This is a genomic window from Providencia sp. Me31A, assembly GCF_050487165.1.
GTDB lineage: Bacteria > Pseudomonadota > Gammaproteobacteria > Enterobacterales > Enterobacteriaceae > Providencia.
The window spans coordinates 1-16808 of the sequence record NZ_JBKQGZ010000040.1 but is presented as its reverse complement, the minus strand read 5'-3'; the positions used below and the strand labels follow the sequence as shown (position 1 = coordinate 16808).

Here is a 16808-nt window from a genome sequence, read left to right as displayed (position 1 = left end):
TGATAACAACTATTACAGAATATCAATGTGATGATTGCAAGCAAGGTGCAATGGTTAGAGATAAAGGGTGCAATACCATTCAACTAACTGACCCGCCGAGATTTAAACACATTTGTACTCAGTGTGGTTCGACTGATTGGCTTTCTGATTCATACCCATTAGCTAACAATTCTTACAATCCATCCGATACGGTATCAGAAAGCGATGCTGAACGAATCAGACTGCTTGAACAAACCGTACTTAATATGGGAAAGCAAATCGAACGACTATCACAAGATGTGCAATCAGCTAAGTCAGGATGGCTGTAATGAAACGGCCTAATGTCTACGGTGGCAGATGGGCGAAGGTCAGGCTTAGCTTTCTCAATGAGAATCCTCTATGTGTCATGTGCAAAGAGCAAGGGCGGATTACCGCAGCGACAGTCGTTGACCATATAACCCCACACCGATTACGAGATGCGCTGGCATCTGGTGACGCTGAATGGATAGCTAAAGCCCAAAAGCTCTTCTGGGATAAAAAGAACTTCCAAAGCTTATGCGATCCCCACCATAACTCAACAAAGCAACGCATGGAGAAGAGTGGTGTTGTTGTCGGTTGCAGTGAAGATGGTATACCGCTAGATCCTAATTCACATTGGAATAAATAACATGGCAGAAACTAAGCAAGTAAAAATTTCTAAGTTGTTCAAACATGGTAAACAGATTGGCTACTGCCTCACCGTTGATGGTCAAATGTTGTCTAATCAAAAGCAAGTAAGCATTAACACATACCCATTAGATGCTTCAGTTGATGTTGAATTCGTGTGGCATGAATCAATGATCACAGACGCACCTGATATTCATTTGAAATAGTTTCTATCTGAAATCATAACGGTAGGGGAGGGTGAAAAGTTCAAAAACTTTCCCTTTAATTACCGACCGTAGTCATTCGTGTGCACAACCGCGAAATGAAAAGTTTTTTTCTGGGAGGTTCCGATGGCAGGAAGACGCCCGAAACCGACCAACTTGAAATTGGTAACGGGTAATCCGGGGAAACGAAAACTTAACGACAAAGAACCCAAACCTCGGCGTGAAATTCCAAGCCCACCCGAACACTTAACGGATTGGGGAAAAATCGCATGGGCAAAATTAACCTTGCTACTTGATGGTATGGGCGTTTTAACTATTGCCGATGCTTTGGCTTTGGAAAGGCTTTGTGATATCTACGCTGATATTCTTCAGCTACGCGACACGATAGCAATTGAAGGTCGCACTTATACAACAAAAACCCAATTGGGTGATTTTCTGATTAAAGCGCACCCAGCAGTAGCAATGTTGGCTGATGCGGATCGCCGTTTTAAAAGTTATTTAGTCGAGTTCGGTTTGACTCCGGCAGCTCGCTCAAAGGTGAAAATCGATGGTGGAGAAGAAGAGGAAGACCCGCTCAACGCGTACTTCGGTTGACCCTGCAACGCAATATGCCCAAGACGTTCATGACGGTAAAATTCTTGCTGGCCCCGACATTCGAAATGCTTGTGCTAGACACCTTAAAGACCTGAAAGAAGCTAAACAACGAGGTTTAGTGTGGGATATTGATGCAGTTCAGCGTGCAATTGGTTTCTTTGCAAAGGTACTAAAACTTAATGGTGGTGAGCACGAGGGGAAGCCTTTTATTTTGCTGCCATGGCAATGTTTCGTGGTTGGTTCGATTTTTGGTTGGCAAATGGAAGATGGCACTCGTCGCTTTCGCATGGTGTATGTTGAGTCAGGGAAGGGCTCGGGCAAATCACCTCTAGCAGGTGGAGTAGGTCTTTATTGCTTAACGGCTGACAGTGAGCCGCGCGCTGAAGTTTATGCCGCAGCAACGAAGAAAGACCAGGCTATGATTTTATTCCGTGATGCGGTTGCAATGGTTGACCAATCACCCGCATTGAGCCAGCGGATCACAAAATCAGGTGGTACAGGTAAAGAGTGGAACTTAGCCTTTTTAAAAACAGGGTCATTTTTCCGACCGATTAGTGCTGACGATGGGCAGTCAGGCCCACGCCCTCATTGCGCATTAATTGATGAAATTCATGAGCATAAAAATAATAACGTTGTTGAAATGATGCGTGCTGGAACTAAAGGTCGACGGCAAGCATTGATATTTATGATCACTAACAGTGGCCATGATAAAACCAGCGTATGTTATGACTACCATGAATACGGTCGAAAGGTCGCTGAAGGTTCGATTGAAGATGACAGTTTCTTTTCTTATATCTGTTCACTTGATGAGGGTGACGACCCCTTTAAAGATGAATCGTGCTGGGGAAAAGCCAACCCCTCTTTAGGTTATACCTTTACTGACCGTTATTTACGGGAGCAAGTTACGCAAGCCCAAGGCATGCCAGCTAAAGAAAGCATTGTCCGTCGGCTTAATTTCTGCCAGTGGGTGGATGCCGATAATCCATGGATAAATGGTGATACATGGATGAATTGTGAGAAGGCGTTCACATTAGAGGATTTACAAGGCGAGGAATGTTATGGCGGCCTAGATTTATCAGGAACGCGAGATTTAACCGCGTTAGCGCTTTATTTTCCAAGAATTAAACATCTTTATGTTGAGTTCTGGACACCGAAAGACACCCTGTTAGATAGGGCTAAAACTGACCGCGTTCCCTATGATGCTTGGGCTAGAAAAGGCTTTATCCACACACCACCCGGTAATGCCGTTAAATATGAGTTTGTTGCTGAGCGAATTGCTGAAATCACAGCGCATGTAAATTTGCTCGCGATTGCATTTGACCAATACAGGATCAAATACTTAGAGCCTAAATTAGATGAGGCGGCAGTCACAGTACCCTTAGTTCCTCACGGGCAAGGTTATTATAAGGCGAAAGATTCTGGCTTGTGGATGCCTCACTCAATTGAATTATTTGAAGGGTTAATTGATGACCAGACCATTATTATTCATGCAAATCCCTGTTTACGCTGGAACGCAGCCTCGGCTGTGACGGAAGCAGACCAAAAAGAAAACCGTATATTTGCAAAAAGGAAGAGTACGGGGCGTATCGATGGCGTTGTAGCTTCCGCAATGGCAATCGGTGCATCAGAAGAGGAATACGAAGACGACGGGGATATTGAAGGTTTCTTTGATGATCCAATTATAGTGGGGATCTAAATGAGCAAAATGAAAAAGCCGGGGCGAATCAAATCGGCAATACTGAATTGGATGGGTGTTCCAATGAGCCTCACCGATGGTACCTTTTGGGCTGAATGGTCAGGCAAAAGTAGTAGTGGGAAAATCGTCACTGCGGATAATGCATTGCAGCTTTCTGCAGTCTGGTCTTGCGTCCGATTACTGAGTGAGTCAATTTCAACATTACCGCTAAAAATATACCAAACCAAGGAGGATGGTTCTCGTGTGCTAGCTAAAGATCATCCAGCATATCGGGTGCTTTGCCGCAAGCCAAATTCAGAAATGACCCCCTCGCGGTTTATGTTGATGGTTGTGGCCAGTTTATGTTTGCGGGGTAATGCTTTTGTAGAAAAGCTCTATATTGGTCCAAAGTTGGTGTCATTGAACCCGCTATTACCTCAAAACATGACTGTAAAGCGGTTGGAAAATGGAAAATTAGAGTATACCTACACAGCATCGAAAGGCGTAAAGCGGGTCATTGACTCAAAAAACATGATGCATATCAGAGGGTTTGGTATGGATGGTGTTTGCGGCATGATACCTATTCAAATTGGTAAAGATGTGTTCGGAACGGCGTTATCTACTGATGAAGCCGCAGGTAAAGTCTTTGAAAACGGATTACAGACAAGTGGCTTGCTAACCTCCAAAACTGCGTTGAAATCTGACCAACGCGAGCGGTTGCGGAAGCATTTGACGGCATTTTCCGGCTCTAAGAATGCTGGTAAGGTCATGATCCTAGAAGCGGACTTATCATTTCAAAATGTCACGATGAATCCCGAAACGGCTCAGTTGTTACAAAGTCGAGGGTTCAGTATTGAGGAAATTTGTCGCTGGTTTCGTGTGCCGCCCTTTATGGTAGGCCATGCGGATAAACAGAGTAGCTGGGCATCGAGTGTGGAGGGGATGAATATGCAATTCCTGACCAATACTTTGCGTCCCTTATTGGTCAATATTGAGCAAGAGATCAATCGTTGCTTGCTTGACAGTGATGACGATTATTACGCGGAGTTTTCTGTTGAGGGGCTATTACGCGCAGATAGTGCAGGTCGCTCAGCTTACTATACCACGGCATTGCAAAATGGCTGGATGAGTCGAAATGATGTACGACGGTTAGAAAATTTACCGCCTATTGACGGTGGTGATATTTATACCGTTCAACTTAACCTTACGCCGATTGACCAGCTCGGGAAAGATAGCGCGGGTAATGAAGCAGAAAAACTCAAGGCACAGTTAAGCAACTGGTTATTTCCTGAAGGCAATCCATCAGCTCAAGATAATAAACCTTCCCCTGAATATAACAAACCTCATTCCGAGGAGTAAATCGAATGAAAAAAAGTCATTTGCCAGTTGCGCTGGAGGATCGCCCCTGCGCATCGATTAGCTATGAACTTAAACCTAAAGCGCTGGATAAGTGGAATAGTGGTATTCGTGCAGCCAGTTTTGACAACACCATTTCGGTATTAGACGTGATTGGTGAAGATTATTGGGGCGAAGGCGTCACAGCTAAGCGTATTTCTGGTGCGCTCCGAGCCATTGGGAACAATGATGTTGTCGTCAATATCAATAGTCCGGGGGGTGATATGTTTGAAGGGCTTGCGATTTATAACTTACTCCGTGCTCACTCAGGAAAAGTTACCGTAAACATCTTAGGTATTGCGGCTTCAGCGGCTTCCATTATTGCTATGGCGGGCGATGAAATACAAATGGGCCGTGGTGCCTTTTTGATGATCCATAACTGCTGGTCAATAGGGGTTGGTAACCGGCACGACTTTGCAAAATTAGCGGCAGACTTAGAGCCTTTTGATAAATCAATGGCCGATATCTATGTTGCCAGAAGTGGACAGCCTGAAAGTGTTGTTAGCAAAATGATGGATGATGAAACCTATATCGCATCAAGTGATGCAATAGCAAAAGGTTTTGCTGACAGGTTGCTTGCTGCTGATGAAATTAATGATGGTGATGAAAGCCCTCAAGCCGCTATACGTAAGCTCGATGCAGCCTTGGCTAAAGCGGAAATGCCGCGTTCTGAGCGACGAAAACTGATTAGTGCTTTAACGGGAAGTATGCCGGGCGCTACTTCCGATCCTAATGGTATGCCAAGCGCTACCAACGAAATAAACCCAAAAACCTTATCTGATTTGCAAGAGGCCGTAAGAGCCTTTGCAAAAACTAATTAATTATTGGAGACATTATGTCTGATACAAATGAATTATTGAAAACCTTGTCAGCAACAATCAAAGAAGCCAACGAAAAATTTACTGCTAAAGCGGAGGAGGCTCTAAAAGAAGCAAAAGCATCTGGTGATTTAAGTGCATCAACTAAAAACACCGTTGATAAAATGGCGTCCGAATTGCATGCTTTAAAGTCAGCGGAAACAACTTTAAAGGCCGCATTAGATGAACTGGAACAACATGTTGCTCAGATGCCGCTTAATAATGCTCTGAAAGTGGTTCAAAGTGTTGGTCAGCAATTTGTTTCAGCTGAAGTACTAAAAGATATCAACTCTAGTATTCAGGGAAATAAACGAATTTCTGTGCCTGTTAATGCTGCCTTAATTTCTACTGACGTTGCCGAAGGGGTTGTTCCTCCTCAGCGATTACCAGGAGTCGATATTGCACCAAAGCAACGTTTGTTTATCCGTGAGCTTATCGCTCCGGGCAAAACACAATCACCTGCAATTTTCTGGGTTCAGCAAACTGGATTTACTAACAATGCTGCTGTTGTGCCTGAAAATACAGCTAAACCCTACAGTGATATTAAATTCGAGCCAAAAATTACCGCAGTAACTACCATTGCACATTTGTTTAAAGCATCTAAGCAAATCTTAGATGACTTTTCACAGTTGCAGTCACTGGTTGACGCAGAAATGCGCTACGGGTTGAAGTTTGTGGAAGAGCAGGAAATCTTATTTGGTGATGGGTCTGGAGCGCACTTACACGGCATCATTCCGCAGGCATCTAAATTTAAAGCGGAGTTTGAGGTAGAAAAACAAAATGGCATTGATGATCTGCGACTTGCCATGTTGCAGGCTCAGTTAGCGCGATTCCCAGCCTCTGGTCATGTGTTGCACTTTGTTGATTGGGCGAAAATTGAGTTAATGAAAGATACCTTAGGCCGTTATATTTTAGCGAATCCAGCGGCACTAACGGGACCTACTCTGTGGGGATTACCTGTTGTTGCCACTGAAACTGCCGCTTTCAAAGGTAAGTTTTTAACTGGGGCATTCAATGCAGGGGCTCAGTTATTTGACCGTGAGGAAACTAACGTTGTCATTTCTACTGAGAATACTGATGACTTCGAGAAAAACATGATTTCCATTCGTTGCGAGGAACGATTGGCATTAGCGGTAAAACGACCTGAAGCCTTTATTTATGGTGATTTTACGGCACCAAAAACAGGTGAATAATCCATGAAAGCGGTCAATAGGCCGCTTTTTCTTTTTGGGGTGATCTATGAAACTAAAGATATTACGTGCAATTTATTTTGGTAATAAGGTAGTTGTAGAAGGTGAAGAAATAGAAACACTGGAGCAACATGGCCGTGAACTCGTTTTAAAAGGCTATGCAGTTGAAATTGAAGGTGAACAGAATCTTGTAGAGCCAGAGCCAGAGCCAGAGCCAGAGCCAAAAAAAGAAACTAAAGGCAAAAAGGAGAAATAATGCTTTCTCTTGAACTAGTTAAACAACATTGCAATATCGATGCTGATTTTACTGATGATGATAAGTTGCTAACGATTTATACAGGCTCTGCCTTGAAGTATGTCGAAAACTACACACGTCGGAAATTGTATGAGAGCGAATCATCAGACGGTTATCAGGACGATCCTGAGTCGTTGTTGTTAAGTGATGATGTCAAAAATGCCATGCTGTTATTGATTGGTCAATGGTATGAAAGCCGTGAGAATGTCATTAGTGGGCAGTCCTTTTCGACCCAACCCTTTGCTGTTACAGCATTGCTTCAACCTTATCGTATTTATGGGCTGTAAGGAGGCTTTATGCAAGCTGGGCGTTTACGTCACAAGGTGACTTTCCAGCGTAAGGAACTAGTTAAATTACCCTCGGGTGCTCGTGAAAATCAGTGGGTTGATATAGCTACAACACGCGCAGAAGTTAAACCCATCTCAGGTCGTGAGCTTCTTGCGTCAGGTGCCGAAATGTCAGAAATCACCGTTCGCGTTTGGATACGTTATCGATCTGATATTAACTCAACCTGCCGGATGGTATTTAATGGGCTCAACTATGATATTCAGTCCGTTATTCCTGATGTGAAAAAGACTCGGCTTGAATTGCTGTGTAAACAGGGAGTTAAGGCTGATGGATGATTTTAATATTGATTTCAGCGGGTTCCTTGATGTGAGTAAAGAGCTTGAGGAACTCAGCAAAGCTGAGAGTACGAGGGTATTGCGACAAGCGACTTATGCGGGTGCTGCTGTTTTGCGTGATGAAGTGAGAGCAAAGGCGCCAAGGCGTACTGGAAAGCTAGCCCGAAATATTATGGCCAGCAGCCAGCGCAGTCGCAAAAATGGCGAAGTTTCGGCGGGTGTTTATGTTCGGGGTAGTAATAAAGAGGGGACTAATAGCGATAATTCAATGAAAGCCAAAGACCCAAGAAATGCTTATTACTGGCGATTTTTGGAAGAAGGCACTTCAAAGATGCCACCGGTACCTTTTATCCGTCCTGCATTCGATAGTAAAGCCGATGAAGCCGCTAGTGCAGCAATCGAAAAACTGAATCAGGCGATTGATGGAGTGCTCAATAAATGATTGATGCCGACTTGCTCAAACTCTTAGACCCTGTATTGCCTGATAAGGTGTTTCCGCTCGTTGTTCCGCAAGATGTGCCCGCTATCAGTCCGCCATGGTTAATATTTTCATTCTATGAAGTTGACGAGGATGTGTTCGCTGGACAGGCTGAAACAATGACTAATATTCAAATTGATATTTATGCGAAAAGCCCTGATAAAGCTAGCGAAATACGGGATAAAGCATTTATGGCCATAAAGGTATTAGCACCTACAAATGTCTCCCGAAAATCGGATTATGAATCTGACACGGCTTTGTATCGTAAAACGTTAGAATTCCAAGTCTGGAATTAAATTTCAACTCACACCATCAGCCACCTACGGGTGGTTTTTTTATGTCTATAGGAAACTGATATGACGAGTAAACATGAAAAAACGCAAGGTACCAAAATCAGCGTTTCTAAATTGGCGGCAACAGATATTGCAGCAGTCGAAACAGATTCGTTGCCAATTGATTGCACAACGAAGGAAATTAGCTACACGGGTGGTCAAAAACAAGACATTGATGTCACGACATTATGCTCCACTGAGCAAGAAATGATAAATGGGCTAGCCGCTCCAGCTGAAGTTACTATTAGTGGTAACTGGGCGCTTGATGAAGGTCAAGAGGTGTTACGCCAAGCTTATGACGACGATACCGTTCATGCATTTAAAGTGGTTTTCCCCTCCAATAATGGTTATGCCTTTTTAGCCGAAGTGCGCCAAAACAGCTGGTCGGTTTCGACTAATGGTGTGGTTACTGCATCATTCACACTTCGCCTTAAAGGTAAGACAACACCCGTTGTGAAAGGGAAGTCAGCCCCAGCAGCACAATCACAAACAACAGGGGGCGGTAAATAATGGCTAAAAGAGTCAATAAACTGCGTGATATCGCATTAAACCCAGCACAGTCATTTCGCACAAAAAAGGTGACTGTAGCTGAATGGGGCGTTGATGTTGTATTGCGTGAACCCTCGGTTTCTATCTGGCTTAAATGGCTTAAAGAACATCGTGATTTGGGGGATACAGAAGGTGTAAGCACAGAAGAAACGGTGCAGCGAAATCTTGAAACAGACGTGGAGTTCTTGATCAACGTATTGCTTGATGAAGATTTAACCCCTGTTTTTACACCAGAAGATAAACCCGAAGTGTTGAAAATTTATGGCCCAGTGCATGCACGATTAGTTCATCAAGCATTTGATCTTATTACCAGCACAAATGAAGCTGAAAAAAAGTCCGAGAACCTGCACTAAAATTCTTGCTCACCTTAGCTCTACGGCTAGGAAAAACCCTCTCAGAAATCGGACAAATGCCCGCCAGTGAATTACAGCTTTGGTGGGCATTTGATTCGATAAACCCCATTGGTGATGCGCGTCAAGATGTGCATGCCGCCCAAATCACAGCCGCTATTTTTAATGCGCAAGGGGTAAAAACCACGCTGAACGATACATTGATCCAGTGGGATGCCGAGAGTGTGCAGGGGGAAGAGCGCGATGAGACAGGGCTAGAAGATTTTTTTGCCTCATTGTCTGAGTAGAATGCATTACCTGTAGGGATCTTTATGTCAAAACTTCGTGAACTCATTATTAAAATTTCAGCTAACTCGACCAGTTATCAAGCTGAAATAGCTAAAGCCTCCCGAACAGGTAATGAATACTACCGAACCATGGGAGCGAACAGTCGACGGCTTGAGCGTGATCTACGCGCTCAGCGTCAGGCGTTAACCGATATCAATAAACAACTCGCCACGGTCACCAGTACAGCAAAAATGATGTCAGGTGCACTAGCGGGTTTCTTTTCGGTATCAACCCTGATCACTGCGGTTGATGACTGGGGGCAGATGTCTGCTCGAATTAAAATGGCTCTGACTTCAGTTGAAGGTGATGTCAGTCGCTATGAAGAGCTTCAGCAACGCTTTTTAACCGTCAGCAACCGAAACGGTAAAGCGATAGAAGCCACTCAAGAATTGTATGTCGGTTCAGCCTCCGCGATGAAAGAACTGGGCTATTCTACGGCAAATACACTGGATTACATTGAATCGTTATCATCGACATTCACTGCAAATGCCACGAGCGCACAGCAAACCGAATCGGCATTTACCGCATTAAACCGTGCAATGGTGACAGGCGTTTTAAAAGGTAATGATTGGCATTCTGTATTAAATGCCATGCCTTCTGTTGTGAGTGATATTGCTAAAGAACTCTCTCGCATGCGTGGCGGTGTTAAAGTCACTGAAAATGAGGTTAAGTTGATGGCCACAAAAGGTGGTATATCAATGCAACTCTTTGCCAACGCAGTGATTAACGCAAAAGAGGCTAATAATGCATTAGCCGATTCTATGGACAATACCGTTGCAGATGGGTTCACTAAGGCAACGAATGCGGCTAAATCTTATTTTGGTGAGATAAACGCCAGCTGGGGTATTACTCGTTCAATGTCGGCAGGCTTAGCAACTTTAACCGAAAACTTTAGCAGTTTTGCGATAGCAGGTGCCGCGCTGGGTGGTATAGGTTTATCGCGTTACATGGGTAACTTATCACTAAGTGCCTATAAAGCGGGTAAAAACATGCTTGTTACCGCGAAAAACAATTACGTTTTGAACGCAGCGCAAGCCAAAGGGTTGGAGGTCACCCTATCTAAAATTAGAGCAGAAAAAGCGTTTGCTATTACCACTCAAGAAACACTTGTTTCTCAGCTTAGAGCTGCTCAAACTGAAACTCAGCGTAATGCTATTCGTCAGCAGTTAGCTAAAAATTCAGCCACAATAATCTCTCTTAACCGTGCTGAAATTGCCAGTACAGATCAATTAACTGCAGCACAAAATCGCTTGAATTTTGCAGCTAGGGCAGCCAGAGGAACTTTAGCATTATTAGGTGGTCCTATTGGTGCAGCAATGCTAGCAGGTGGAGCACTGTTTTATTTCTCACAAAAATCGGATGAAGCTAGAGAAAGTGCTTTGTCGCTAAAAGATTCCGTGGTGGAAACCATAGCTGAGCTACAAAAGTTATCAAAAGTAAAAGTTCAGTTATCTCTTGATGAGGATAGGGAAAACTTAGAGAAGTTAATTGAACAGCAAGCAGTTGATGCGAGGCGGCTAGAGAACTACTCCGATGAGAAGCTGGCTAAGTTAGAACGACGGAGTAAAGGGGTGCTTTCTTTTGCTTATGAAAATCCCAATGATTATCGGAGGGAAAGAGATCAGATTTTATCTGATATTGAAGATGGAGAGAAAGGTCTACAGAAATTAAGGGAGAAAATTTCCAATAAAGAACAGGTCTTAAAGGGAAACATATTTAACTCACCATCTGAGACGGAACCAAAAGACTTACCGCCACCAAAACTAACAGGTAGTACTGACAAGGATAAAGGCAAAACTAAAGCGCTTAATGATTATCAGCAATTGCGCAAATCGATTGAGTCAGAGCATTTTTCAAGCCTTCAGAAAATTCAAGCGAGTGAAAAGGAAAATAATGACAAGTTAGCTGACCTTCACAAAAAAGGCTATGTTAGCCAAACTGAAATGCAGCGTTTGATTTTGCTTAATGCAGAAAATCACCAACAAAAACGCTTAGAACTTGCTGAAAAGTATGACCCTTATGCCACTATTGTTCGCAAAGAAAAGGAAGCTGCAAGGGAGCTAAATGAGCTTCGTCAGTCCAAGTTATTAAGCGAACAGCAGTATTACTCTGCTAGTTTGCAGTTGCATAATGATTACACCAAGCAAAAGTTAACCGAGGAGGCTAATAAAAAGGCTTTACCTAGTTATGATCTTGCGGGTGAAATTGACCCTGTTGTTAAGCTGCAGAATCAACTTAATGAGCAACAAGCCTTGTATGAGGCGTATCGAAACAATGACCTAATCAGTCAGGAGCGGTATCAGGAGCTTATGATAGCAGCAACTAATCGCTCAAAAGAAGCGCAATTAGAAGCTGCAAAAGAGCTGTATGGTGCTCAGGGCAACTGGCAAAAAATGCAGATGAACTTGCTCGAAACCGTTGAACAGCGTACCAGCAATGCGTTAACGGGTATTTTAACCGGTTCAAAATCATTCTCTGAAACACTTCAAGAGCTTTCTGCATCACTGGCGCAATCCATTATTCAGGATTTAATTCGTATTGCTATGCAGGCGATGATCACTAATGCCCTAACAGGGTTATTTGGTGGGCTTGCTGGTGGTGGTGCGTCGGGAGTCAGCTCTGCTGCTTCTGCCTCTGGTACAGGCGCTATGGGTATGTCAACGGGGTGGCAAAGTTATGTACCAAACGCCAAAGGAGGGATGTATAACACTCCTGGTCTAAGTGCTTATAGCGGTCAGGTTATCGATGCACCGACATTTTTCCCATTTGCTAAAGGTGGAGTGCCTTCGCTGGGGTTAATGGGGGAAGCGGGACCAGAGGCTATTATGCCGTTAACTCGTTCTAAAGATGGTTCACTGGGGGTTCGCGCTCAGCTTCCTAAAATTGATATGCCAGTTAATGAAAAGCCTGCTGGTGGTAATGTGTTTAATCAAGAGTTTCATATCTCAGGCAATGGAGATGCAGCATTGGAAGGTGCCTTAAGGGAAGCTGCACGACAAGGAGCGGAAGAGGGCGCGGCAAAAGCCAAGGCGGATATTATGCGAGATTTTCAAACTAACGGTAAGCTACGTAAAACGCTAGGTAAATAATCATGGACATTTTAACATGGCCCAAAGAGTTAGAACCGTCATCCCTTGATTGGCAGCTGATTAGCAACTCTAAGACGTTTGTTTCTGTTTTTACTGGGAGCGCACAAACCGTGCGTTATCCCGGTAGTCGATGGCGCTGTGATTTAACACTCAATAATTTAATAGATGAAAAATCGCGTTTACTGGAAGTTATTCTGGCGCAACTGGATGGGGAGTCAGGGCGTATTAAATTATTTGATTGGGTGCGAATGGGCGCTAATGACGTCGGGGAGCCCATAGTCAGTCAGCCAAATCAAATGGGGCGTACCATATTAACCAAGGGCTGGAAACCAAACTCGCTGGTGTTAAAAGCGGCTGATAATGTCACTATTAACCAAGAGCTTAAAAAAGTAACTTCTGATGTAATGAGTGATGCTCAAGGAAATGCAACTATCTCATTTTCCCCAATGCTGCGTTATTCCCCTGTAATGGGGGATAAAATTGAGGTAAAAAATCCCTATGGTATTTTTAAGTTAACCGACAATAATCAAGGGCGATTGCGTAGAACACCAGGTGTATTTACGTCCACTACACTTTCTTTTGAGGAGGCGCTTTATTAATGATCTATCATCCTTTTTCAAATGAAATGACTCAAGCAATTAATGATGGTTGTTATGTCGTTGTCGCAGCTAAACTTGATCTCAAATCTGGCGTAACACGAGTGCACACCGCGACAGGTAATTTAGTTATTGCTGGCGAGGTGTATCAAGGTGTAGGCCAGTTTGGTGCGATAGAAACGGTATCTGAAGAAAACACGACAGGCCCACAACAGCTTATTTTATCGCTCAGTGGTTTTGATTCCTCATTACTTGGTGATGTGATGAATGAGCGGAGCCGAGGGCGAGATGTGCGATTAATGATGGTGGCTCTCAATGAAGATGGCCAACCTATTCTCGCTGAAGTGCTATTTGCTGGTCAAATTAGCAATATTGGTGTGAGCGTAGGTGATAAGTGCGAAGTTGCGGTCACAGTATCAAATCGCTTTGAACGTTGGTCTCAGGGGTTACCTGATAGGTTTACTGATGAATCATGGCAAAAGCGACATATAGGCGATCGCATATTCCGTTATGTCGCTCAAATGGCTGAAAGGGCAATCTACTGGGGAAGTAAAAAAGATGCACCAGTGTTTATTTATAAATAGTTAGTGATAATATGCAAGCAATCAATTGTTACTTAATTAATTGGAGCTTTACATGGCGAAAGTGAAAGTACATGCTGCAAATTTTCCATACACAGAAATATCCATAACAAGCGGAGCTTTTTTTATCAAAGAAGGAGTCTTTCAGTTTAATGGAGAATGTGTTCTAGCCAATAAAATAAAAACTATCGATATAGCTAGCGAAGATAGTGTTAAAAAAGTTGGCGGTGCTCTTGGGTGGGGGGTTGCTGGCGGTGTTTTACTTGGTCCTATAGGGGCGATTGCTGGTATATTTTTGGGTGGTAACAAAAAAGAAGTGACGTTCATTGTTGAACTTGAAGATGAAAGAAAATTCATGGGAACCACAGATACCAAATCCTATACTAAAGTAGTTGCTAAAAAGATGGAATATGATTCATTTAAAATCTAGTCAATAGCACAGAAATCTGACCCGCTTCGGCGGGTTTTTTTATGCGCGGAGATCAGCTAATGCGACATCCAAATTGGACAATTCAACTCCCTGAAGCTCTACAGCAAGCGATTCACAAGCCGTTTTCATGGGGTGAACATGACTGTTGTTTATTTGCAGCGGATTGCGTTATTGCCGTGTGTGGTGTCGATATCGCAGAAAAGGCTCGAGGCAGATACAAAACTAAATCAGGGGCAATGCGAGTATTAAAGTCTGAGTTCGGGGATCTGGAAACTGGTCTATCAGGCTTCTTTCAAGAAATAGACCCTAATGAAGCAATGCGCGGCGACATTGTTATGTTCAATGGTGATGACGGCAAAACGCTCGGGGTGCTGTGGGCTAATAAGATTTGGGCGGTAACTGATGATGGCGCACGCCCTGTTAACTTTCAACCGATTAAAGCGTGGAGAGTCGAATAAATGGGTAAGACAGTCACCAATATCGTTTCTGCCGGCTTAATGGTTGCGGGTGTTATTGCTACAGGGGGGTTAGGGACGGCATTAATTGTTGCAGGCATTGCGGTTCAAGCTGCTGGTACAATGATTTTCAAAGATAAAATGCCCTCAATGGGATATCGTGACCAGTCAGAACGCAAGCAGATGCTGCGCTCATCGACTGCACCAGAAACTATCATTGTTGGGAAAACGGTTTGTTCCGGGCTACTGTTTTTCGCCGAAGAAGAAAAGGGCGACCAGACAGAAAACGAACGATTATTCATGGCATTAGCTATTGCTGCACATAAAGTTGACCACATTGGCCAGATTTGGCTTAACGATGATCTGATTGGTACTTTCGGTGATAAAGCTAGCTATGAATTCCATAATGGCCGTACAGATTGTGATCCTTACTTATTGAAAAATGCTCCGTCATGGAAATCTGACATGATAGGTGATGGTCTGGCATGGCTGCGTTTAACCCTGAAATACGATGCTGAAAAATTTCCGTACGGTGTTCCGAATGTGAAAGTCGAAGTGTGGGGGAAGCCTGTCTATGATCCGCGCACAAATAAAACGGCTTGGAGCAATAACGGGGCATTAATTATTCTTGATTTTTACCGTAGCTATTTGGGTGTACCCGATTCAGACATTGATTTTGATTCGTTTAAAATTGCTGCTGATTTATGTAGCGAACCGGTAACAACGCCCGAAGGCAACACGGAGCCTCGCTATACGATTAATGGGGCCTATGAGCTTTCTGAGTCTCCATCAGCAATTCTGGATCACATGCATAAATGCATTGCTGCTGAGCCGACTTATGTTGCGGGCAAGCACGGTATTTTGATGCAGGCTTATAATGGCCCTGCGGTGTTACGCATTGAACCTAATCAAATTATTGATACCGTGAATATTACCCCTGAACTTGCGCTACGTGATGCGACTAATGCCATTTACGGTACGTTTGTGGATGCAGAGCAACAATACATCAAAACCGATTTTGAACCGGTTATTGTTGATGAATGGATTGAAGAAGATGGGCTCGAAATCAAAGAGAATATGGATTACCGCTTTGTTACTAGCCCATACCAAGCGGCACGTCTCTCAAATTTATACCTTCGTAAAAAACGGGCGGGGCGTCGTGTTCAATTACGGATGAATATGGATGGTTACGCATACAGACCAGGAGAGGTGATTTTATTAAATCTGCCTCAAATTGGTATTCAAAACCTTGAATTTCGTGTTGCTGAATGGAAGTTTCACCCGCAAGAGGGCGTTGATATTCTCCTCGAGGAGGATGGCGCTTATATCTATGAAGATATAATTGGTAAACCTTTTGTTCGTCCGCCATTCACTGTTTTACCGACTGGCGGTGTTGCGCCACCGCTTAACCTTGCTTTTGTGGCCACGAATATTGGTGAAGTTGTTCAAGGGTATTTGAGCTGGCAATCAGCTGCTGCAGATGTTCGCTATAACACAGTAAACATCATTGAAAATGGCAAAGTTATTCAGTCCATTCAGGTACCACAGGATAGAGTGGATTTATCAGGCCTTGTGCGTGGTTCTTATCGTGCGGAGGTTCGTTCTATTAATGCGGCTGGTGCAATGTCTGCCCCTGCCATTGTTGATTTTGATATTCAGGCCCCACCTAAACCCGTTAGTGTTGAAATGGTTGGTGGCATATTCTCTCTGACCTGTATTCCGCACGGTGGCGAAACCGCACAGCATGGTTATACGTTTGAATTCTGGTTCAGCGACAAAAAACTGGCCAGCACGAATGACACCGAAGTCACAACAAAAGCCAATCGTCAAGGGCAGGGACAATTCTGGACTAAGGAGAATTTAAAAGCCGATACCAACTATTGGTTTTATATTCGTACGGTTAACAGCTATGGCAAATCTCCGTTTGTTGAAGCTGTAGGAAAGGCTGACGGAACGCCAAAGGATATGATTGACGAATTGGGTAATAATTTCCTCAGCAATGAAGCCGGTCAAATCATGCAGGAGCAAATCGACTTCAATAAGGATCACATTGAAGACTTAACGCTCGAACAACTCGAAATTAAGCATGACATTGTCAATGTTGATAGCAAGACAATTGAACTTGATAACAAAGTCTTTCAACT

At 43.6% G+C, this 16808-nt stretch carries 22 protein-coding genes; all 22 read left to right on the top strand.

The window, feature by feature from the left end:
* Positions 1-308 (top strand): hypothetical protein (locus ACLPIE_RS21640; protein WP_430263724.1); only part of this gene is annotated, 308 nt, incomplete at its 5' end.
* A complete protein-coding gene (locus tag ACLPIE_RS21635; protein WP_272674839.1) occupies positions 308-646 on the top strand; it encodes an HNH endonuclease signature motif containing protein in 339 nt (112 codons plus the stop codon). The genes ACLPIE_RS21640 and ACLPIE_RS21635, both read left to right, overlap by 1 nt.
* Position 647: 1 nt before the next feature.
* On the top strand, positions 648-851 hold the full coding sequence (locus tag ACLPIE_RS21630; protein ID WP_115167092.1) for a hypothetical protein: 204 nt from the start codon (positions 648-650) through the stop codon (positions 849-851).
* A 123-nt stretch (positions 852-974) separates the two neighbouring features.
* Positions 975-1442 (top strand): phage terminase small subunit P27 family, encoded by a 468-nt coding sequence (locus tag ACLPIE_RS21625; protein WP_071548472.1) that lies wholly within the window; start codon positions 975-977, stop codon positions 1440-1442.
* Entirely contained in the window at positions 1396-3138 is a 1743-nt protein-coding gene (locus ACLPIE_RS21620; RefSeq protein ID WP_071548470.1) for a terminase large subunit, read from the top strand. Before ACLPIE_RS21625 ends, ACLPIE_RS21620 begins: the two co-directional genes overlap by 47 nt.
* On the top strand, positions 3139-4476 hold the full coding sequence (locus ACLPIE_RS21615) for a phage portal protein (protein ID WP_071548469.1): 1338 nt from the start codon (positions 3139-3141) through the stop codon (positions 4474-4476).
* 5 nt (positions 4477-4481) lie between these two features.
* The gene (locus tag ACLPIE_RS21610) at positions 4482-5333 is read left to right on the top strand and encodes a head maturation protease, ClpP-related (protein ID WP_147675545.1); all 852 of its coding nucleotides are present in this window, start codon (positions 4482-4484) and stop codon (positions 5331-5333) included.
* Positions 5334-5347: 14 nt separating this feature from the next.
* Positions 5348-6562, top strand: coding sequence for a phage major capsid protein (locus ACLPIE_RS21605; protein WP_071548467.1), 1215 nt, complete (start codon positions 5348-5350; stop codon positions 6560-6562).
* 46 nt (positions 6563-6608) lie between these two features.
* On the top strand, positions 6609-6815 hold the full coding sequence (locus ACLPIE_RS21600; RefSeq protein ID WP_430263723.1) for a DUF7210 family protein: 207 nt from the start codon (positions 6609-6611) through the stop codon (positions 6813-6815).
* Positions 6815-7141 carry a head-tail connector protein gene (locus ACLPIE_RS21595; RefSeq protein ID WP_071548465.1) on the top strand — a complete coding sequence of 109 codons (327 nt, stop codon included), beginning with the start codon at positions 6815-6817 and terminating at the stop codon, positions 7139-7141. The genes ACLPIE_RS21600 and ACLPIE_RS21595 overlap by 1 nt, the downstream gene beginning before the upstream one ends.
* 9 nt (positions 7142-7150) lie before the next feature.
* Positions 7151-7477 (top strand): phage head closure protein, encoded by a 327-nt coding sequence (locus ACLPIE_RS21590; protein WP_430263722.1) that lies wholly within the window; start codon positions 7151-7153, stop codon positions 7475-7477.
* Positions 7470-7919 carry an HK97-gp10 family putative phage morphogenesis protein gene (locus ACLPIE_RS21585; RefSeq protein ID WP_071548461.1) on the top strand — a complete coding sequence of 150 codons (450 nt, stop codon included), beginning with the start codon at positions 7470-7472 and terminating at the stop codon, positions 7917-7919. Before ACLPIE_RS21590 ends, ACLPIE_RS21585 begins: the two co-directional genes overlap by 8 nt.
* Positions 7916-8251, top strand: a complete 336-nt coding sequence (gp17, locus tag ACLPIE_RS21580) for a tail completion protein gp17 (protein WP_071548459.1) — start codon at positions 7916-7918, stop codon at positions 8249-8251. Before ACLPIE_RS21585 ends, gp17 begins: the two co-directional genes overlap by 4 nt.
* Before the next feature lie 60 nt (positions 8252-8311).
* Positions 8312-8797 (top strand): phage tail tube protein, encoded by a 486-nt coding sequence (locus ACLPIE_RS21575; protein WP_430263721.1) that lies wholly within the window; start codon positions 8312-8314, stop codon positions 8795-8797.
* Positions 8797-9189: a phage tail assembly chaperone gene (locus ACLPIE_RS21570; protein ID WP_430263720.1), complete on the top strand. Its 393-nt coding sequence runs from the start codon at positions 8797-8799 to the stop codon at positions 9187-9189. The genes ACLPIE_RS21575 and ACLPIE_RS21570 overlap by 1 nt, the downstream gene beginning before the upstream one ends.
* 56 nt (positions 9190-9245) lie before the next feature.
* The gene (locus ACLPIE_RS21565; RefSeq protein ID WP_318705898.1) at positions 9246-9473 is read left to right on the top strand and encodes a phage tail assembly protein T; all 228 of its coding nucleotides are present in this window, start codon (positions 9246-9248) and stop codon (positions 9471-9473) included.
* Positions 9474-9497: 24 nt separating this feature from the next.
* Positions 9498-12602, top strand: a complete 3105-nt coding sequence (locus ACLPIE_RS21560) for a tape measure protein (RefSeq protein WP_430263719.1) — start codon at positions 9498-9500, stop codon at positions 12600-12602.
* Between the two features lie 2 nt (positions 12603-12604).
* Complete coding sequence (locus tag ACLPIE_RS21555) at positions 12605-13201, top strand: hypothetical protein (protein WP_430263718.1); 597 nt, start codon at positions 12605-12607, stop codon at positions 13199-13201.
* A complete protein-coding gene (locus tag ACLPIE_RS21550) occupies positions 13201-13782 on the top strand; it encodes a hypothetical protein (protein WP_430263717.1) in 582 nt (193 codons plus the stop codon). Before ACLPIE_RS21555 ends, ACLPIE_RS21550 begins: the two co-directional genes overlap by 1 nt.
* 52 nt (positions 13783-13834) lie before the next feature.
* The gene (locus ACLPIE_RS21545) at positions 13835-14209 is read left to right on the top strand and encodes a hypothetical protein (protein ID WP_273839923.1); all 375 of its coding nucleotides are present in this window, start codon (positions 13835-13837) and stop codon (positions 14207-14209) included.
* Between the two features lie 59 nt (positions 14210-14268).
* Positions 14269-14667: a DUF6950 family protein gene (locus ACLPIE_RS21540; RefSeq protein WP_430263716.1), complete on the top strand. Its 399-nt coding sequence runs from the start codon at positions 14269-14271 to the stop codon at positions 14665-14667.
* Positions 14668-16808 (top strand): phage tail tip protein J-related protein (locus ACLPIE_RS21535; RefSeq protein WP_430263715.1); only part of this gene is annotated, 2141 nt, incomplete at its 3' end.